This window comes from Pantoea ananatis LMG 2665 (assembly GCF_000710035.2).
Classification (GTDB): Bacteria; Pseudomonadota; Gammaproteobacteria; order Enterobacterales; family Enterobacteriaceae; genus Pantoea; species Pantoea ananatis.
In genome coordinates this window covers 859,532-877,853 of the sequence record NZ_JMJJ01000005.1, presented here as the reverse complement: position 1 = coordinate 877,853, position 18,322 = coordinate 859,532, and the positions used below count along the sequence as shown (strand labels likewise).

Below are 18,322 nucleotides of genomic sequence, written 5' to 3'. Positions count from 1 at the left end.
CGTCTGAAAAACCGTTAAAGCTCAAGGTTTGAGAGTTTTCTGGCGCAGCCGCCTGGCGAACCAGGGGGTGCGGTTACAGCAGCGCGGACTCAATTGCGGCCAGTTCATCATCCCTGAGGGGCGCCTGACTCAGCATCTGTAGGGCATCATCGATTTGCGCCGTTTTACTCGCGCCTATCAGTACCGAGGTAATGCGGGGATCGCGCAGTACCCACGTCAGCGCCATCTGTGCCAGCTTCTGGCCGCGCTGTTGCGCAATAGCATTAAGCCTGCGAACTTTTTCCATCTTTTCGTCGGTAAGCTGGCTTTCGTTCAGGAATTTGCTGCCGCTGGCAACGCGAGAATCCTGCGGGATGCCCTGCAAATAGCGATCGGTCAGCACGCCACCCGCCAGCGGCGAGAACGCAATACAGCCTGCTCCATGCGCATCCAGCGTCTGAAGTAATCCCTGCTCCGGTGTACGTTCAAAGAGCGAATAACGAGGCTGATGGATCAGGCACGGCGTGCCCAGATCGCGCAGAATCGCCATCGCGTCGGCCGCCCGTTCCGCGGGATAGTTTGAAATCGCCGCATACAGCGCTTTACCCTGCCTGACCACATGATCCAGCGCCCGCATGGTTTCTTCTAGCGGCGTGTCCGGATCCGGACGGTGGTGATAGAAGATATCGACATATTCCAGCCCCATCCGACGCAGGCTCTGGTCCAGGCTAGCGACCAGATATTTTCGGGAGCCCCAGTCGCCATAAGGACCTTCCCACATGGTATAACCGGCTTTGGTCGAAATAATCAGTTCATCGCGATGAGCCTGAAAATCTTCACGCATGATGCGGCCAAAATTCACTTCGGCGGAGCCGGGAGGCGGGCCGTAGTTATTCGCCAGGTCGAAATGCGTAATGCCGTGGTCAAACGCGTGGCGCAGCAGTTGGCGGCTCACGTCCAGTTGCGTGTTGTCGCCAAAGTTATGCCACAGGCCCAGTGAAATCGCGGGAAGTTTCAGGCCGCTGCGCCCACTGCGACGCCACTGCATATGCTGATATCGGTCCGGATGAGGGAAAGCTGTCATAGTAAGGTCCTGAGTAAAAAACAATTAAATGTGCCAAAACCGCCTCAGTGTATACGCTTACACTCAGTATTAATTCGTGTGAAGTCGCATATTCACGGAATAATGCACGGTCGTAACGCGGGCTTGCCATGCAATGCATCGGCTAAATTTGCTGCCATTCTCGCCAAATTTTCGCCATGTCAGATACTTATCAGAACAATCCCCCTCAAAGGAATTCGCTATGTCCGATTTTACGGTTGGTGATTATCTGTTGGCTCGCTTACAGGAGTGCGGCGTCAGGCATTTGTTCGGCGTACCGGGTGACTACAATCTGCAGTTTCTGGACCGCGTTATTGCGCACCCGGATATTGGCTGGGTGGGATGCGCCAATGAGCTGAACGCCGCTTACGCCGCAGACGGCTACGCGCGTTGCACGGGCGCAGCCGCCTTGCTGACCACCTTTGGCGTGGGAGAACTCAGCGCCATTAATGGTCTGGCAGGCAGCTTTGCCGAATACCTGCCGGTCATCCACATCGTGGGCGCGCCATCAAGCCAGGCGATGCAGCAGGGGGATTGTGTGCATCATACGCTGGGAGATGGGGACTTCGGCCACTTCATCCGAATGGCGAAGGAGGTCAGCGCCGCAACGGCAGCGTTGACGGCTGACAATGCCACGGCTGAAATCGACAGGGTTATACTGACTGCGCTTCAGCAGCATCGTCCGGGCTATTTAATGCTGCCGGTTGACGTTGCACAGCGGCAAACCTCTGCGCCTGATCAGCCGCTAATGCCCGCTACCGCGTCGTCTGATGAGGTGCGCATCGCATTTCAGCAGGCGGCAGAGCGGTTGCTGGCAACTGCGAAGCGGGTTTCGCTGCTCGCCGATTTTCTTGCCCAGCGCTGGCAACAGCAGCCGGCGCTGGCGGCCTTACGGGCAGGACGTGCGTTTCCCTGTGCCACGTTGTTAATGGGTAAAGGTGTACTGGATGAACAGCAGCCGGGCTTTGTCGGAACCTATGCCGGCGAAGGCAGTGAAGGTGACGTGCGGCAGCAAATTGAAGAGGTGGACGTGACGATTTGTGCTGGCGTGCGGTTTACCGACACCATTACGGCGGGTTTTACGCAGCAGTTCAGTCAGGCACGACTTATCGATATTCAGCCGCACAGCGCGAGCGTAGCGGGACAGACGTTTGCCCCGTTGTCGATGGCAGAGGCATTGCAGGCGCTGCTGCCTGTCTTCGAACGCCTGGGGGCAGGCTGGCAGGCCGCCTGTGCGCCACGGGCGGCAGAGCCGGTTTCCGACGCCGCCCTTATCAGCCAGTCTGCTTTTTGGCAGGCGATGCAGGAGTTTCTGCAGCCTGGCGATATTATTCTGGCGGATCAGGGAACGGCGGCATTTGGTGCCGCATCTCTGCGGTTGCCCGTTGGGGCACAGCTTTTAGTGCAGCCGCTCTGGGGCTCTATCGGCTATACGTTACCCGCCGCGTTTGGTGCGCAAACGGCCTGTCCCGGGCAGCGCGTTATCCTGATTATTGGCGACGGTTCGGCCCAGTTGACCATCCAGGAGTTAGGATCCATGCTGCGAGATCAACAGCATCCCCTCATTTTTCTGCTAAACAATGAAGGCTATACTGTGGAGCGGGCGATTCACGGCGCCGCGCAACGTTATAATGATATTGCCCAATGGAACTGGACAGCGCTGCCGCAGGCGATGAGCCTGGAATGCCAGGCGCAGAGTTGGCGCATCAGTGAAACCGTGCAGCTCCAGGCGCTGATGGCGCAGCTCACACAGCAGCGCAGGCTGTCGTTTATTGAAGTGGTGATGCAAAAAGATGACCTGCCGCCGTTATTGCGCAAAGTCTCAGCCTGCCTGAGCCAGCGCAACGGCGGTTGAGATTCGGAAAGTTGCCTCTGTGCAGGCCAGCCTAACGCGGTTAGGCTGTTGCACACACGAGTCAGACGCTCACCAATAACTTCGGTGAGCGTTGTTGTTTTATCGGCAGGATTTTATAGTGTCCTCCAACTCTTTAAGACCCCCAAGCGGAGCACCAGAAGAATGACAACTTATGCCTTGGTCGGCGATGTCGGCGGCACCAATGCCCGTCTCGCTTTGTGTGAGGTGGAAAACGGCAGCATCTCCCAGGCCAAAACATTCGCAACATCAGACTACGACAGCCTCGAAGCCGTCATCCGCCACTATCTTGATGAACAAAAGCAGGATATCAAAGACGGTTGTATCGCCATTGCCTGCCCGATTACCGATGACTGGGTTGAGATGACCAACCACGACTGGGCATTTTCGACCAAAAAGCTGAAAGAAAACATCGGTTTTGAACACCTGGAAATTATTAACGACTTCACAGCGGTTTCCATGGCCATCCCTATGCTGGGTGCGGAACATGTCATTCAGTTTGGTGGCAAAGAGCCGGTCAAGGATAAGCCTGTGGCCATTTACGGTGCGGGTACCGGGCTGGGCGTGAGTCATCTGGTCCATGTTGATAAGCGTTGGGTCAGTCTGCCCGGCGAAGGCGGCCACGTTGACTTTGCGGCCAACAGCGAAGAAGAAGATCAAATCCTCGAAGTGTTGCGGGAAGAGCTAGGCCATGTGTCGGCCGAGCGCGTTCTGTCCGGCGCGGGGCTGGTCAATCTCTATCGGGCGATTGTGAAAGTCGATCATCGTGTACCCGAAAATCTCAAGCCCAAAGAAGTGAGTGAGCGTGCGCTTGCTGACAGCTGCACCGACTGCCGTCGTGCACTGTCGCTGTTCTGCGTGATTATGGGACGTTTCGGCGGTAACCTGGCCCTGAACCTTGGCACCTTCGGTGGAGTGTACATCGCGGGCGGTATCGTGCCGCGCTTCCTGGAGTTCTTCAAATCGTCGGGCTTCCGGGCGGCCTTCGAAGACAAAGGGCGCTTTCGCGATTATGTCGCCACGATTCCGGTCTATATGATCACCCACGATCAACCCGGATTATTAGGCGCTGGCGCGCACCTGCGCCAAACGCTGGGCCGCATTATCTAATTCCTGCCGTTGCCCTTCCCGGTGGGAAGGGCTGTGTCCATTCCGCCATTCCCCTACAAACGCATGAGCAGCCGGAAGGTTTTGACCTTGCTACGACTGACCGGCACCTGAAAATCCTTGTCCCTTAGCTTCAGCAGATAAGTATTATTGAACCAGGGTTCAATCTCTCTGATCTTATTCAGGTTGACGCAGTACGAGCGGTGACAGCGAAAGAATTGCTGTTCAGGCAGGCGTGCGCAAAATTCGCTGATGTTCATCGACATCACGTAATCTTCGCGGCGCGTATACACGAAGGTTAATTTTTCGTGGGCTTCAACGTAGTAAATATCGTTTACGTCGGTCACGATGATGCGCTCATCTTTGATCAGGTTAACCGTGAGAGCATGTTGCGCACTCGGTGCCTGGGTAATCGTATGCTGCTGTTGCCAGCTGGCTTCCAGCTTGTTGAGCATCGTGATAATACGTGACTCATGATAGGGCTTGAGAATATAGTCAAATGCTTCCAGCTCAAAGGCCTCGACCGCATGCTCTTTCCAGGCGGTAATAAAGACAATGAGCGGCTTGTGAACGAACTGATGGATATTCTGCGCCAGTAACATGCCATCCAGAGACGGGATATTAATGTCGAGAAATATCACATCAACCCGGTGCTGTTGCAGATATTTCAGCACGTCGAGTCCGTCATCAAAGCAGGCTTCAATGTCAATTTTACTGTGCTGCTGAATCATCCAGCTCAGCTCTTGCTGGGCAAGGAATTCATCCTCTACGATGATGGCTTTCATGCAAGATTCCCCACCAGTGGCTGTCCGTTTTTGCCCAGCGTAAAGGCAATCTCTGTGCCGGGTTGATGACGCACGATATGCAGCCCCTGGCCCGAAAGCAATTTGACCCGGTGATGCACGTTTAACAGACCGATTTTATTGCCCGGCATGTCGTTGCGCGCGACCTTGTCGATCACCTCATCGCTAATGCCTTGCCCTGTATCCCGCACGGCAATGCGGACCTTGTCGCCCAAATCGCGCACGCTCAGTGTGACCACGCCTTTGCCTTTACAGGGTTGAATGCCATGCACGATGGCGTTTTCGACCAACGGCTGAATCAGCAGGCTGGGCAGCGAGAAATGCAAATCCTCATCCACGTCATAAATCATCGTCAGCTTGTCGCCGAAGCGAGCCTGTTCAATGGCGATGTAATCCTTTACCTGCCACAGCTCTTTTTTAATATCGATCAGCTCATCGTCATTCAGTTCGAGGTTGTAACGCAGATAACGCGATAAGTTAATGACCAGCTGACGCGCCGTATCCGGATTAAGGCGGATAGAAGATGAAATCGCATTGAGCGCATTAAACAGGAAATGCGGATTTATTTTACTCTGGAGCGCCCGGAGTTCCGCTTTATTGGCCATCTCTCGCAGCTGCTCGGTGCGGGAAACTTCAAGCTGGGTGGAGATAATCTGCGACAGACCCACGGCCATCTCTTTTAGTGAACCCGTGATACGGTACGCACGGCGATAGTAGATTTTTAAGGTGCCGGTAACCTGTCCTTTTTCCCGCAGTGGAATGACGATCATTGAATGAATGTCTTTTGTCCGATGGGCTTCATCATTGTTTTTAATGATGATTTTTCCGCTGTGAATCGCCTGAGCCGTGGTGGGGCTGATACCGTCATCGCCGTGCTGATAGTTGTGCTCGCCATAGCCAACATAGGCCAAAATCTTCTGTTTATTGGTCATGGCGACGGCATCCGCTTTGATTTCCCGCCGGATAATATCGCAAATGTTGCGAAGTGAATCGCTGTTCACCTGCCTGAACAGCGGCAGCGTCTGGTTAGCAATATCCAGCGCCAGCTTGGCCTGACGCGCTGCAATGGCCTCTTTCTCGCCCTCTACGCTCTGCACCAGCAACACGATTAAGCCAATGCTGGAGGCGCCGAGAATCATCGGCAGGGCGATTTCAGACACAATCGCCAGCCCCAGCGCGACAGGTTTGGCCCATAGCACAATCAGCAGCATCGTCAGACTTTCACAAAACATACCGCCCAGAATCCCTACCAACCAGCGCCGTTCGCGCTGCACCCGACGGTTGATTCCCCCCGCGACGATCCCGGCTATGATGCTGGTGACCAGGCAAGGCACAGAGGTAACGCCATGAACATCAATCAGAAAGCGGTGCAGGCCGGCAATCACGCCCGTGGCAATCCCCACCCAGGGGCCAAAGAGAATGCCGCCCGCCATCACCGCAATCACCCGCACGTTAAGCAGTGATCCCTCCACGTTAACGCCTGACCAGGTACTGAATAGGGCGAACAGGGAAAAAATCGCAATGACGGCGGCTTTTTCCAGCGAGGTATGCTCATCCTTTTGTAACAGCTGACGAAAAGGCCGGGTTCGCGTCAAAAAAAACAGGCAGATCAGCATCAGCGCGGCGCGATCAAAGACGGCGAGGAGCATGTTAAAGTGTGAAGTCACAGGCGACTCTTCAGCTATGTTAAAGAACGCTATGATAAAAAATGTGATGATGATGCGCCAGCATGCCTGACGGTCAGCGCGGCTGTTCATGTTTTAGATCAATTTATCTAAAACAGGGAAAAGCGGAAATGTTGAGTGCATTAAAGGGGAACAAGTTAGTCCTCGCTGAATTTGGGGCAGGACGCGGAAGCCTGACAAGGTGATTCGCGCCGTTATCCTCGTTTAAGCCCTCGCTCGGGAGTAGAGTATGCAGGTAATGACTTCACGTTTGACGCTAACGACATTACGCCCTGAAGACTGGCAACTGTTCAGGGCTGTGCATGAAGATCGCGATACGATGAAGTGGGTGAGTGACATTCCCGACGAAGATGATATCCGTGAACGTTTCACCCAACGTCTGGCACCCTGGCAGGTGGGCAGCTTTCACATGTTGTGTCTGGTCGTCAGGCGGCGCGATAGCGGAGAGGCCATTGGCTTACTGGGCTGCACGCCGGAGTGGCAGCCTGCCCGCCAGGCCGAGATCGGCTACATGCTGCTGCATCGCCACTGCGGCCAGGGCTTTGGCAGTGAAGCCCTGGAGGCACTTTGTGAGTGTTTGTTTGATGCTGATTTCCTCAAACTCAAGGCGATGGTGGTGGAGGGGAACTGGGCATCACGTCGGATTCTGGAAAAAAATGGCTTCACGCTACAGCGCACACTACAACATAATTATCTGTTAAATGACCGCTGGGTGAATGACTGGCTGCTTGAGCGGCTCCATCCGCAAATATAAAAAATTTTCTGCTCCTATCGACAAAGTTGTTATTGGCACGTTATGTTCTTGTTGTGGTCACCGCAGTGACCAGCGTCGCTCGGACGGTCCGGGCGCTAACGTTTTCCAGAGGATATCATGGCTGATAACAGCACAACCCGTCGTTTCTCACGCATTGAACGCCTGCCGCCTTACGTATTTAACATCACCGCTGAACTGAAGATGGCTGCGCGTCGGCGCGGTGAAGACATCATTGATCTTTCAATGGGCAATCCTGATGGGGCGACGCCGCCTCATATCGTAGAAAAACTGTGCCAGGTGGCACAACGCGAAGATACGCACGGTTACTCAACGTCGCGGGGAATTCCTCGTCTGCGCCGCGCGATTTCACGCTGGTATGAAGAGCGTTATCAGGTTGATATCGATCCGGAATCTGAAGCTATCGTCACGATTGGCTCCAAAGAAGGCCTGGCCCACCTGATGCTGGCAACGCTCGATCACGGCGACACGGTGCTGGTGCCTAACCCCAGTTATCCTATTCATATCTACGGCGCAGTGATCGCCGGTGCCCAGGTGCGTTCTGTACCGCTGGTGGAAGGCATTGATTTTTTCAATGAGCTGGAGCGTGCCATCCGGGAAAGCTATCCCAAACCCAAGATGATGGTACTGGGCTTTCCCTCGAATCCGACGTCTCAATGCGTTGAACTGGACTTTTTCGAACGCGTGATTGCGCTGGCGAAGCAGTATAACGTCCTGGTGATCCACGATCTGGCTTATGCCGATATCGTTTATGACGGCTGGAAAGCGCCTTCTATCATGCAGGTGCCGGGTGCACGCGATGTGGCAGTCGAATTCTTTACCCTGTCTAAAAGCTACAACATGGCAGGCTGGCGCATTGGCTTTATGGTCGGCAACAAAGAACTGGTCGCTGCGCTGGCACGTATCAAGAGCTATCACGATTACGGGACTTTTACGCCCTTGCAGGTGGCGGCGATTGCGGCGCTGGAAGGCGATCAGCAATGTGTGCGTGATATTGCCGAGCAATATAAACGCCGTCGCGATGTGCTGGTAAAAGGGCTCCACGAAGCGGGCTGGATGGTTGATATTCCAAAAGCCTCTATGTACGTGTGGGCAAAAATACCTGACCACTACGCTCATCTCGGTTCACTGGAATTTGCCAAGCATATGCTGCAGGAGGCGAAAGTCTGCGTCTCGCCAGGCGTGGGATTTGGTGATTACGGTGACACGCATGTCCGCTTTGCGCTGATTGAAAACAGCGATCGTATTCGTCAGGCAGTAAGAGGGATTAAAGCGATGTTTCGTGCTGACGGCATTCTGCCAGGCAGCGTGAAAAGCATGGAAGAACAAATATAGTACGCCACTGGGGCGACCGTCTGTCGCCCCCTACGGACTGCTTGCAGAAACTACAGCATCAGCACAAAGGTGCCGACCCAAAGCAGTACGAAGAAAGAAATTCCCATCAATGCATATTTCACACACGAACTCCTCTGAGCGGTTACGATATTGGCGATCCCGATCCAGCGCAACGCGGACAGAAGGGATAAGGCCGCCGTTCAGGTCAACGGTCAACGGTTTCCCGGACGAACTGAATAACTCAGTACAGGATCGGGGCTAATCTACGCGTATTCAGACCGAAAAGAAATAGTTTGGTTCTGAGAGTTTGTTCACATTTTTTACTGAGTGTTAATTTCCGGAACGGCGGACATCCCGACACGTAACTGGGCCAGATTCGGCTGCCCTTTATCCAGCACAATTTTCACCGGCAAGCGCTGAACGATCTTAGTGTAGTTGCCGGTCGCATTGTCGGGAGAAATCGCCGAGAATGTCGCGCCCGTCGCGGGTGCAATGCTGTCAACATGGCCGGTAAAGACCTGATCGGGTAACGCATCCACTTTGATGCGCACGGGTTGCCCGGGGCGAACATCTTTCAACTGCGTTTCCAGATAGTTGGCTGTGATATAGGTTTGCTGCAGCGGTACAACCGCCAGCAGACGCGTGCCAGCGGAAACCCAGGCCCCCAGCCGCACCGTACGCTGTCCCACCATGCCTGCCACCGGCGCCACAATACGGGTGTAGGAAAGATTCAGACGTGCCTGATCGACGTTGGCTTTCGCCGCGGCGACATCGGCCTGTGACGACCTGACGGCCGCCTGCAATACGCCAACCTGCTTAATGGCGGCAGCCAGCGCCGCTTCGCTCTGGCGCACCGTGGCCGTGGCCGAACGCTGTGCAGAACTGGCTTTTTGCTGCTCGTCTGCGGCCACCGTACCGCTTTTATAAAGGCGGTTATAACGTTCAGCACTCTGACCGGCATACTGAGCCGTGGCCTGGCTGGCCGCGACGCTGGCCTTTTGCTGCGCAATAACTGACTGCTGTTGCTCCAGCTGTGCCTGGCTGCTCAACAGTTTGGCTTCACTGACCTGCAAATCAGCTTCGGCGCTTTCAAGCGCCACGCGATAATCGCGATCGTCCAGCGTGGCTAAGCGTTCGCCCGCCGCCACCTGCTGGTTATCCTTCACGTCGATATGGGCGACATAGCCGGACACTTTTGGCGCGACGATGGTGTAATCAGCATTCACCCAGGCATCATTGGTACGATGATCGTTACGGGTCATGACCGCCCAGACAGCCAGCGCCATCGCCAGTAAAACCAGCAGCAGCAGTGAAAGCAGCAGGGTTTTTCTCATTACTAAAGCACGCATATTCAGTTATCCCGACGTGGAGGTTGCAGAGTGGATCAAGGTTTGTGGCGGCCAGACCCGCTTGGGTAGCAGAGCAGTGATCAGCAGCAGCAGTAGCGCAAAACCGATCAGCAGCAGCCAGGTATCACTCAGGCCGAGCACCAGCGCCTGGTGCTTGACCTGGGTGGCGAAAGCACGCAGGTTTTCAACAGAGCTTGCGCTGCCGTCTGGCAGAAGCGGATAGCGGCCACTGGCCTGGCCGCTGTCGGGGGCCGTCATCAGCCAGGGTCTGCTGGCCGCCTGATTAATCAGGATGCTGGAGTGAAACTGCTCACGATGGCTGACGAACCATGACACCAGGGTTGAGGCGGCGATGCTGGAGAATCCCCGCACGGTATTAAACATCGCCGAGGCGAACGGGCCTTCCGGCGGGGCAACGACGCTGGTGGCGCTCATCAGGACCGGCAAAATGACCATCGGTTGGCCCGCGGCCTGTAAGGCCTGAATCAACCAAAAGTTGTCTCTCGCCCAGCCGGAGGTGATCTGCATGCCGAGCAGGCAAGCGGCGATAAGCAACCCCAGGCCGAGCGACAGCACCCAGCGACAGTCGATCCAGCGAATATTCAGCAGGGCGGCGATAAAGGGCGCGATAATCAGCTGCGGTAAGCCGATGGTTAAGGCCAGCGGCGCAAACTGGGCAATACGGAACCCCTCAACCTGAGCAAAATAGGTTGAGGGCAGCGCCGAGCCGGACAGTGACACAATGAGTACGCCCGCCAGTACCAGCAAGCCGTGCATCAAATTACGCCGCCTCAGCATCTGCAACTTAAACAGCGGCAGCGGATGAAACCACTCGTTAATCAAAAACACAATCAGTAGCGGCAACGCCGCAAGAAGCATGGCCGCAATGAGCTGCGAATCAAGCCAGTCGAGCCGTTCGCCTTGCGTGAGCACCAGAACGACCAGCGCCATGCCGCTACAGCCGGTAAGCATGCCAAACAGGTCGATCTGCTGAAACCGTTCGGTGCGCAGGGGATCCTGAGGTAATCCCCAGGCCATCAATACGAGGGCAATCAGCATGCCGGGCACGACCTGCCAGAACACAAACATCCAGCTGACTTCATCTGTCCAAAAGGCCGCCAGCGAGGCGGCCATGTTCGGGCCAAACGTGGCGGTAAGCGCATAGGCGCCCAGGCCATAAAGCTTAACCGGAGGGGGCAAAAATCGCAGCGCGACGGTCATCAGCATTGGGGGAAGCGCGCCGCCAAACAGGCCCTGCACGACGCGCAAGGCAATAAACAGAGCAGGGTTCGTCATCAGCGGCAGCAGCACGCCGGATAATAAAAAACCGGCGGACATGATCAGCGAAAAACGGCGCAGGGAAAACGTCACGGCAAACCACGGCGCAATCATCATGGCGGCGACTTCGGCGGCCTGATAAACAGAAACAATCCAGCTACCCTGGTCGTAGCCGATGCCCAGCGCGGCACGAATATCGGCCAGGGCGATATCACTGACCCGATCGTTAAGGCCTGACGTCAGTGCGGCGATCCAGACGCCAAGCAGGCCTAATGCCAGTCGCAGGGTAAAGGGATGCAGCGTCGGCGCATTGCCGGGCCGGGTTGTCATAGCAGGTGCTCTCATTATTATGGTTCGATGTATTGCAATGCGATACAGCGCGGCGATATTACATGGCAATATGCTGTATTGCAATGCGGTACATGCTGTAAAACGTGCGCTTTTCGGGTTACAGTAAGTCAGCTCAAAAAGGACGACGCTATGACTCATCAATCATCCAGCCGCGAGGATGAAAAAACGGGCGGCATTCAGGTGATTGCCCGGGCGGCAAAAATTCTTAATGCCTTAGGCGAACATCCCGGTGGCATGAGCCTGGGCGAGATTGCGCAGGTGGTCGATCTGCCGCGTTCCACCGTACAACGTATCGTGGCAGCGCTGGATAGCGCAGAGCTGGTGCGAAGCAGCGGGGCGGGCGGGCTGCGCCTGGGGCCGGCTTTGCTGAAACTGCTGTCCAGCGTCAACACGGATGTGGTGGATTTAGTGAAACCCCTGCTGGAAAAACTCTCTGCCGATACCAATGAAACCGTATCGCTGGCCCGCGCAAGCGGCTCACAGCTGGCGGTTGTGCATTATGTTGTGGCGTCACGCGAGCTGCGTGTGGTGCCGCGCATCGGACTGGATCTGCCGCTTTACAGCACCTCAGGCGGCAGAGCATTGCTGGCGCTGGAAAGCGATGCCGACGTGCAGGCGAGGGTAGGCGATGACTGGCGCGAACTGACCGATAAAACGGTTAAAACGCTGGCGGCGCTTTTGCAGATGATTCACGAGGTGCGTAAAACCAGTATTTCCTACGATCGCGGTGAAACGCTTGAAGGCGTTTCAACCATGGCTTTCGCGTTGGATACGATCTTCGGCCGCTTTGCGGTGTCATTACTGGTGCCTACGGCACGTTTTAAGAAACACGAGGCACGTTATCGTGAGGAAATGCTGCAATGTAAACAGGCGCTGATTCGCGAAATTGGAAAAATCGCCGCTGTTGAAGGATAACGTCCCGATGAAAACAGTCTTAATGGCTATTGATAACACCCCCGTTGCGAAGAAAGTGATTTCCCTGACGATTGAAGAAGCGCTGGCACATCGTGCAGAAGTGATGGTGTTATGCTGCATCGATCCCGCTTATTCATCCTGCAGCCAGCCTATCGATATTGATGCAGGTGAAGATCCGGCGGATTTTGTCGCGGCTCAGGATGAACAGAATACCGCTGAAATGGTGGTGCGCCATGCGCTGGCTCCCTTATTGCAGGCTGGAATCAAGGCGCGGGGCATGATACTGGCCGGCGAAGCGGCGGACACGATTGTGGCGCAGTCGCAACAGTTAAACGCCAGCATGATTATTATGGGGCGACGCCATTTGTCTCCCTTTAACCGTTTATTGAAAGGATCTGTGAGTGCGGCCGTTGTTGAACGCGCGCATTGCCCGGTACTGATTGATGTGCGTAAGGATTAACAACGTAGTATGACTTCCCTGCTTTTAATTACGCTGGTGGCCTTTGTGCTGCTGGCGATTATCATTTTTATGTTGGTCAGAACGACCCGGTTGCGCGTCTGGCAGGGCATCGTCCTGTTTATCCTGCCGCTTATCCTGTCGAATATTTTATTGTTCAAGTGGATTTTGCCTCAGCAACAGCAGGAAAAACGCTACGAACGGGCTGCGGACTATATGGCGCAGGCAATGGTCTATCGGGTATTGCGTACTCAGGAACCGGCCCTGTGGCAATTACTGACACGCGAACTCGCCCACAAACTGCGTGAAGGGGAACCCATGATTCAGGCCGTTGGCGAGCTGAGAGGCTGGCTGACGGATGTGATTAATCAGCGTCTGATGCGCGCGTCAAACCATGCCATCGTTAATTACATTGGCGTTTCTGTCGAAGAAATGCAGGCGCTAAATAAACGCGATCCCGGCCTCTGTTTTCAGTTTCTCTACCCGCAGGTGAAGGGCGGCGTGAATCTGGCAAAAACGCTGCCGGCCGCGCTGAACCAAAAAGAGGCGGAAGCCACTGAATATTTGCTGCTTAACAGCCTGGCGGAAGAACAGCCGATGGATCGCGATCAGGCTCAGGATGATTTGAAGAATATTGTTGATCGCCTATACCAGAAATGGGGCGATAAGCTGCAGCAGCTCAATATGCCAGCAGACACGGCAGTGGACCGTTCTTCAATGTGTGCCATGTCCATCGATCTCTACAGTGCAATTCTCGCACTCCCGGACAAGCAGGCCGCGAATCTGCTTCGTAGAATGATTGCGCTTTCCGGTGAGGGATAAGCAAAAAAAGCCCGCTTAACGCGGGCTAAATTGAGAGGCTTTTTTTAGTGAGGCTTTTTATTAGTAGAGTCATACCTGGTGTTGTGCTTTGACTGTTTCTCGTTAGATGCAGTTTCGCAGTTTAATGGCACATTATGCCAACTGTTTACCCGTATTGAATCAATTGGTAAAACTTCGTAAATACGCGACAGTCGCGTACTATTCCTATAGATACGCATTTTGCAGCACCTTACACTGCGTCAAAATGTGAGGGAAAAATGAAAAAAACACTTATTGGTGCACTGGCACTTATTTTGCTGAGCGGCTGTACCGCCAGCAAACCCGGGGCGTTTGAGCGGGTCGATGAAGACACCTCCTCAAATACGGTACAGTACCGTTTCGATCCGTCAAAAGTTAATCGCGATGCCATGGAAATTGATGTGGCGAAATACTGCATGGATAAGGGTTTTGATAAGGTAGAAAATCTGCCTGCTCAGGACAGCACAATACCAGGCCTGAAGAAAACCTGGTATCAGTGTAATTACGCGGTGAAGAGTTAACGAATAAAACGAGGTGGGATTGAATCCCACCTTCTTTTTTATATTATGCTGTGTGAAATCTTTGCCCTTCAGTTTTTCTCATATCTGGCGGACATCCTTTCCTGTCGCCGCCTGTCGCTATCCTGCCCTGATATCATTTTTGACCCGCTGATAAAATAACCCGCTGATACTGTGGACAGAACCGTGGTACTTAATGCTTTCATACGACATCTCCACTTTTTCGATGCTTAAAATATTACGCTGAAATAGTGGAGTAAACATGTAGCCAGTGTAGAGTTACTTCGATAGTTATTTCTTTATATTTCAAAACGGGCGGGGGTGGATAAAGAATCTGACTATTCCAATCAGAACAGGATGAATAAGCGCTAATATGCGTAAGACCTGTCTTAAAAGCAAGTAAGAAAAGCGTTGTCCCGGTTGGGGAAATCGGAGCTACATTATTAGCAGGTCTATAAAGGGAGGCAAACATGGCTCACAAGGTAAAAAATATTCTGCCACTTCAGGCGGAGTTAGCGGAATGCCCGCTTTGGTCGGTAAAGGAGCAGGTATTGTGGTGCGTTGATATCCTGGCACCGGCGATTCATCGTTTTGATCCCCTTAGTGGCGAACTGACGACCTTTCCTCAGCAGGAGGAGGTAGGGTGCATAGGCTTGCGTGAACAGGGCGGTATCATCGCCGCGCTGCGCGGTGGCGTGTGGCTGCTGGATGAGCAGGGCAAACCACAGAAAAAAGTGGCTGATAATCCCGGTATCGCGGAGAAAAGCCGGTTCAATGACGGACGTGTCGATCCCTGGGGCAATTTCTGGTGCGGCAGCTTGTGGGAGCCACAGGATAAAAACGGCGGTTTGCTGTGCCGTGTGACGCCAGACCTGAAACTAGAGGTGAAAGCGCGTGATATCAAGATCTCAAACGGCGTGGCATTCTCCCCCGATCGCCAATGGATGTATCACACGGATACGCCCAATGCAGTGCTTTACCGCTATCCGTTGGATGCGCAGGGCGAACCGGGCGAGCGGGAGGTTTTTCGACGTTTTGACGCCAGCGGCGGTTTACCCGATGGTGCAGCGGTAGACAGCGAAGGTTTTTACTGGTCGGCACTCTTCGATGGCGGCCGGGTTGTGCGCATCCATCCTCAGAGTGGTGAAATCGTCGATGAGATCAGGCTGCCGGTTAAATGGCCAACGATGGTGGCCTTTGGCGGCAGCGAGTTAAAGACGTTGTATATCACCAGTTCACGAGAAAATCTCAGTAAAGAAGATCGGGAACGTTACCCGGAATCGGGAGATATTTTCGCGGTTGAGCTGGACGTGGCCGGCATAGAGGAACCGCTGTTTCGCGGCTAAAAAGGGAGGCCAGGCTGTCCTGGCCTCTGAAATTACTGGCGTTGCAGCTGCGGCGCGCTCCCGGACTGACTCTGCGGCATCCGGATAGTGAGCGACAGCAGTAAGGACATGACCAATAGCGTCATGATAAGGCTGAACGTCACGGTAAAACCGCCAAACAGTGAGGCAACCAGCGATCCCAACACGCTGCCAATGCCAAACCCCAAATAAATCAGACCATAGTTTTTCGTCAGGTTATTCAGGCCGAAAAAGTCACTGACCAGGGAAGGGAACACGGTAATCGTGCCGCCGAAGCTGAAGGCGACACAGGCCAGCGACAGGAAAAAGGTGGTCTGGTTCATGTGCGTAAACAGTAATACGCTCATGCCTGTCAGAGCGATCAACTGGGCCAGGGAAATAACCCGGATACGAACCATTTTGTCCGACAGGACGCCCAGCACCAACCGACCACTCAGGTTAGCGACGGCAATGACGGTGACCGCGTTAGCCGCTGTCTGAGTGCTGAGGTGCACCAGGCCTTCCCCGATATCTTTGGCGACGCCAATGACGTAAAGCCCGCTCATGCACGCCGTCAGGAACATCAGCGCCAGCATCCAGTACTGCGGAAGGCGCACTGACTCAGCGAGCGTATAATTGCGGGTTGCCTGATGTTGCGCCGTTGACGAACGTTGCAATGGCGCATCGCGCATCATCAGCGCACCGATAACTATCATCGTCATGGCTAATAACCCCCAGAGAATAAAGGTTTTTTCAAGCCCAAACTCAGCCAGTAGCGCTCCACAGATAAATTTGAAACCCAGGCTGCCCAGGCCGTAGGCACCAATCGCGCAGGCGGATATCATCCCTTTACGTTCAGGAAACCATTTCACGCAGTTAGACAATGTCATCAGGTAACCTGCGCCGTCAGCCAGCCCCAGTAGAATGCCTGCGCTCAGGTACAGCATGACCAGGTTATCGGCATGTGAAGTCAGCCATAAGCCCAGCGCCATCATTAATCCCGCGCCAATCGTCACCTTACGGACACCAAAACGTTCCTGCAGCTTACCGGCAAGCGAAGAGGCTACCGCCAGGCCCAGACTCAGTAATCCAAATGAAAAGGCCACCTGGCTCACCGATGCCGCCAGCTTTTGCGACAGCTGACCGTTAAACAAACTCCAGGTATAAACCGATCCCAACGCAAACTGGGTAATCACTGTGCCGAAAAGGGTTAACCAGCGTGTACGCTGACCAACAGCCTGTTGTCGCTCATTCATTATTTTTACTCCCACAGGAAAACTGGAAACTGCGGCCAGATTAAACAAATGCCTGACGCGCGGGAGGGAAAAGAGCATGAACGGAATGCAGAATGGAATGAAATGCCGTGAGAGCGGCATGAATGGCAGGCGCGATAAACGTAACCAGACTAACCATGTGATGAGTTCAGGTAAACAGACGTAAGGGAATGTTACAGGTAGCGGTTTTTACCGGCAGGTTGCGTGTTTTTTTGCCAGGCTTAAAGTCCATTCAACAGGAGGAAATATGAAAGACCGGACATATGAATCCATCACCAGTGAGGATGAAGTTTGCTGCATTATCGGTCAGGCAGTGATCGAATTGAGCACAGAGCAGCAGCCTGTCACGAAATCTACGCTGGCGCTAAAATTATTGTCAATGGCGGATCGTGACAGCGACGATGAGCGAGTTCTGCTCTACTGGATTGCGCGCAAGGCGATCAATCAACCACAATATCTTGTCAATCAGCAGCAACAATGGGCATGAGGCTCTGACAGGAAAGGGTTCCACGCCCGGTACGGTTCAGCGTAACGCACAGCGCGTAATCGTAACGCGTACAGCACACCTGAAAACTGACCGTAAAATCGTGGTAAAGCCAGGGATGGCATCGACCTCCTCATCTCCCCCAGTGATCTCTCTTCCCTGACCCGGCTGCCGTTTCACTTTACATTCTGATCTGTCTCGCGCTGTGGCGCTTCCCGATGCTGCGGCCCGCGCTCTGGTGAGTCTGACGCAGGACGGGGCGGTTCAAAGAATCGGATGGAAGACGCCCGCGGACCTGTGATCACACTCAGACATATTCCCCCTGCTGACAGGCTCCACCCGTTGTGGGAATAATGAATGCCTGTTTTCCCTGCCGGAGAGGTTTATGAATTCAGTCCCCCTCAAGTGCCTTGGCGTAATGATACTCGCTATCCTCGCTACGGCATGCAGCCCTTCATCCAATGGTCACATTCCTCTGGGTAAATGTGACGTCAAAGGGACTTACAGTATAAATTTCCCACGCTTTGACGAAACGGCACAGCAGTTAGCCCATGCATCTGGCTGTTTTATTGAGACGGACTTGTCACGAACCGGCGCTGTCCACGTCAATCCTGTGCAGGGAACCATGACGATTCGGGAAGCGGTCAGTCAGGCGATTAAAGGCACCTCACTTACCATCGTGGCGCAAAAACCGGACACCATCACCGTTGAATAATCAGGGCGAAGAATATGCGTAACTTAGCGGCGCTAACAGGAATGGTGTGGCTCTTATCCGTGTCAGCCTGCTACGCCGGTCATGGCGGAGCGGACAGCAATGGCGGAAGTGGCCTTCCAGGAAAGAACGGGCAACGCGGGAT

18 protein-coding genes are annotated in these 18,322 nt (G+C 54.2%); 11 read left to right on the top strand and 7 right to left on the bottom strand.

Going from position 1 to position 18,322, the window contains the following annotated elements:
* Positions 1–73: 73 nt before the first annotated feature.
* Positions 74–1,063, bottom strand: a complete 990-nt coding sequence (mgrA, locus tag EL29_RS11895; RefSeq protein ID WP_014594242.1) for an L-glyceraldehyde 3-phosphate reductase — start codon at positions 1,061–1,063, stop codon at positions 74–76.
* 220 nt (positions 1,064–1,283) lie between these two features.
* On the opposite strand from mgrA, the gene EL29_RS11890 reads away from it, so the two are divergent.
* Positions 1,284–2,936 (top strand): thiamine pyrophosphate-binding protein, encoded by a 1,653-nt coding sequence (locus EL29_RS11890; RefSeq protein ID WP_028715440.1) that lies wholly within the window; start codon positions 1,284–1,286, stop codon positions 2,934–2,936.
* 162 nt (positions 2,937–3,098) lie between these two features.
* Positions 3,099–4,064: a glucokinase gene (gene glk / locus EL29_RS11885; RefSeq protein WP_015699787.1), complete on the top strand. Its 966-nt coding sequence runs from the start codon at positions 3,099–3,101 to the stop codon at positions 4,062–4,064.
* Between the two features lie 53 nt (positions 4,065–4,117).
* Here glk and EL29_RS11880 read toward each other — a convergent pair whose 3' ends face one another.
* Together EL29_RS11880 and EL29_RS11875 are read right to left on the bottom strand one after the other, a co-directional pair.
* Positions 4,118–4,846, bottom strand: coding sequence for a LytR/AlgR family response regulator transcription factor (locus tag EL29_RS11880; RefSeq protein ID WP_013026621.1), 729 nt, complete (start codon positions 4,844–4,846; stop codon positions 4,118–4,120).
* A complete protein-coding gene (locus EL29_RS11875) occupies positions 4,843–6,513 on the bottom strand; it encodes a sensor histidine kinase (RefSeq protein WP_028715439.1) in 1,671 nt (556 codons plus the stop codon). The genes EL29_RS11880 and EL29_RS11875 overlap by 4 nt, the downstream gene beginning before the upstream one ends.
* 265 nt (positions 6,514–6,778) lie before the next feature.
* Here EL29_RS11875 and EL29_RS11870 point away from each other — a divergent pair, with 265 nt between their 5' ends.
* Together EL29_RS11870 and alaC are read left to right on the top strand one after the other, a co-directional pair.
* On the top strand, positions 6,779–7,303 hold the full coding sequence (locus tag EL29_RS11870; protein ID WP_013026619.1) for a GNAT family N-acetyltransferase: 525 nt from the start codon (positions 6,779–6,781) through the stop codon (positions 7,301–7,303).
* A gap of 117 nt (positions 7,304–7,420) precedes the next feature.
* Positions 7,421–8,656 (top strand): alanine transaminase, encoded by a 1,236-nt coding sequence (gene alaC, locus EL29_RS11865; RefSeq protein WP_013026618.1) that lies wholly within the window; start codon positions 7,421–7,423, stop codon positions 8,654–8,656.
* A 50-nt stretch (positions 8,657–8,706) separates the two neighbouring features.
* Here the strand turns inward: alaC and ypdK are convergent, their stop codons facing one another.
* The 3 genes from ypdK to EL29_RS11850 all read right to left on the bottom strand — a co-directional run bounded on the left by ypdK (position 8,707) and on the right by EL29_RS11850 (position 11,613).
* A complete protein-coding gene (gene ypdK / locus EL29_RS23110) occupies positions 8,707–8,778 on the bottom strand; it encodes a membrane protein YpdK (protein ID WP_006120362.1) in 72 nt (23 codons plus the stop codon).
* Positions 8,779–8,976: 198 nt separating this feature from the next.
* On the bottom strand, positions 8,977–10,005 hold the full coding sequence (locus EL29_RS11855) for an HlyD family secretion protein (protein ID WP_014605319.1): 1,029 nt from the start codon (positions 10,003–10,005) through the stop codon (positions 8,977–8,979).
* A gap of 6 nt (positions 10,006–10,011) precedes the next feature.
* Positions 10,012–11,613, bottom strand: coding sequence for an MFS transporter (locus EL29_RS11850; RefSeq protein ID WP_028715438.1), 1,602 nt, complete (start codon positions 11,611–11,613; stop codon positions 10,012–10,014).
* Between the two features lie 150 nt (positions 11,614–11,763).
* On the opposite strand from EL29_RS11850, the gene EL29_RS11845 reads away from it, so the two are divergent.
* The 5 genes from EL29_RS11845 to EL29_RS11825 all read left to right on the top strand — a co-directional run bounded on the left by EL29_RS11845 (position 11,764) and on the right by EL29_RS11825 (position 15,710).
* On the top strand, positions 11,764–12,549 hold the full coding sequence (locus tag EL29_RS11845; RefSeq protein WP_013026614.1) for an IclR family transcriptional regulator: 786 nt from the start codon (positions 11,764–11,766) through the stop codon (positions 12,547–12,549).
* A 7-nt stretch (positions 12,550–12,556) separates the two neighbouring features.
* Positions 12,557–13,009 (top strand): universal stress protein, encoded by a 453-nt coding sequence (locus tag EL29_RS11840; protein WP_014605321.1) that lies wholly within the window; start codon positions 12,557–12,559, stop codon positions 13,007–13,009.
* A gap of 9 nt (positions 13,010–13,018) precedes the next feature.
* Positions 13,019–13,828, top strand: coding sequence for a G protein-coupled receptor family protein (locus EL29_RS11835; RefSeq protein WP_028715437.1), 810 nt, complete (start codon positions 13,019–13,021; stop codon positions 13,826–13,828).
* Between the two features lie 257 nt (positions 13,829–14,085).
* Positions 14,086–14,367, top strand: a complete 282-nt coding sequence (locus EL29_RS11830) for a lipoprotein (RefSeq protein ID WP_014605322.1) — start codon at positions 14,086–14,088, stop codon at positions 14,365–14,367.
* A 467-nt stretch (positions 14,368–14,834) separates the two neighbouring features.
* Positions 14,835–15,710, top strand: a complete 876-nt coding sequence (locus EL29_RS11825; RefSeq protein ID WP_028715436.1) for an SMP-30/gluconolactonase/LRE family protein — start codon at positions 14,835–14,837, stop codon at positions 15,708–15,710.
* A gap of 32 nt (positions 15,711–15,742) precedes the next feature.
* Here EL29_RS11825 and EL29_RS11820 read toward each other — a convergent pair whose 3' ends face one another.
* Positions 15,743–16,963: an L-lactate MFS transporter gene (locus tag EL29_RS11820; RefSeq protein ID WP_028715435.1), complete on the bottom strand. Its 1,221-nt coding sequence runs from the start codon at positions 16,961–16,963 to the stop codon at positions 15,743–15,745.
* 265 nt (positions 16,964–17,228) lie between these two features.
* On the opposite strand from EL29_RS11820, the gene EL29_RS11815 reads away from it, so the two are divergent.
* On the top strand, positions 17,229–17,468 hold the full coding sequence (locus tag EL29_RS11815; protein WP_013026608.1) for a hypothetical protein: 240 nt from the start codon (positions 17,229–17,231) through the stop codon (positions 17,466–17,468).
* A 382-nt stretch (positions 17,469–17,850) separates the two neighbouring features.
* Positions 17,851–18,180 (top strand): STN domain-containing protein, encoded by a 330-nt coding sequence (locus EL29_RS11810; RefSeq protein ID WP_015699794.1) that lies wholly within the window; start codon positions 17,851–17,853, stop codon positions 18,178–18,180.
* The last annotated feature ends 142 nt before the right edge of the window (positions 18,181–18,322 follow it).

What these genes read in the sequence shown, in the direction of transcription:
- mgrA (WP_014594242.1), bottom strand. Translation starts at nt 1,063, where the DNA reads ATGACAGCTTTCCCTCATCCGGACCGATATCAGCATATGCAGTGGCGT.
- EL29_RS11890 (WP_028715440.1), top strand. Translation starts at nt 1,284, where the DNA reads ATGTCCGATTTTACGGTTGGTGATTATCTGTTGGCTCGCTTACAGGAG.
- glk (WP_015699787.1), top strand. Translation starts at nt 3,099, where the DNA reads ATGACAACTTATGCCTTGGTCGGCGATGTCGGCGGCACCAATGCCCGT.
- EL29_RS11880 (WP_013026621.1), bottom strand. Translation starts at nt 4,846, where the DNA reads ATGAAAGCCATCATCGTAGAGGATGAATTCCTTGCCCAGCAAGAGCTG.
- EL29_RS11875 (WP_028715439.1), bottom strand. Translation starts at nt 6,513, where the DNA reads ATGCTCCTCGCCGTCTTTGATCGCGCCGCGCTGATGCTGATCTGCCTG.
- EL29_RS11870 (WP_013026619.1), top strand. Translation starts at nt 6,779, where the DNA reads ATGCAGGTAATGACTTCACGTTTGACGCTAACGACATTACGCCCTGAA.
- alaC (WP_013026618.1), top strand. Translation starts at nt 7,421, where the DNA reads ATGGCTGATAACAGCACAACCCGTCGTTTCTCACGCATTGAACGCCTG.
- EL29_RS11855 (WP_014605319.1), bottom strand. Translation starts at nt 10,005, where the DNA reads ATGCGTGCTTTAGTAATGAGAAAAACCCTGCTGCTTTCACTGCTGCTG.
- EL29_RS11850 (WP_028715438.1), bottom strand. Translation starts at nt 11,613, where the DNA reads ATGACAACCCGGCCCGGCAATGCGCCGACGCTGCATCCCTTTACCCTG.
- EL29_RS11845 (WP_013026614.1), top strand. Translation starts at nt 11,764, where the DNA reads ATGACTCATCAATCATCCAGCCGCGAGGATGAAAAAACGGGCGGCATT.
- EL29_RS11840 (WP_014605321.1), top strand. Translation starts at nt 12,557, where the DNA reads ATGAAAACAGTCTTAATGGCTATTGATAACACCCCCGTTGCGAAGAAA.
- EL29_RS11835 (WP_028715437.1), top strand. Translation starts at nt 13,019, where the DNA reads ATGACTTCCCTGCTTTTAATTACGCTGGTGGCCTTTGTGCTGCTGGCG.
- EL29_RS11830 (WP_014605322.1), top strand. Translation starts at nt 14,086, where the DNA reads ATGAAAAAAACACTTATTGGTGCACTGGCACTTATTTTGCTGAGCGGC.
- EL29_RS11825 (WP_028715436.1), top strand. Translation starts at nt 14,835, where the DNA reads ATGGCTCACAAGGTAAAAAATATTCTGCCACTTCAGGCGGAGTTAGCG.
- EL29_RS11820 (WP_028715435.1), bottom strand. Translation starts at nt 16,963, where the DNA reads ATGAATGAGCGACAACAGGCTGTTGGTCAGCGTACACGCTGGTTAACC.
- EL29_RS11815 (WP_013026608.1), top strand. Translation starts at nt 17,229, where the DNA reads ATGAAAGACCGGACATATGAATCCATCACCAGTGAGGATGAAGTTTGC.
- EL29_RS11810 (WP_015699794.1), top strand. Translation starts at nt 17,851, where the DNA reads ATGAATTCAGTCCCCCTCAAGTGCCTTGGCGTAATGATACTCGCTATC.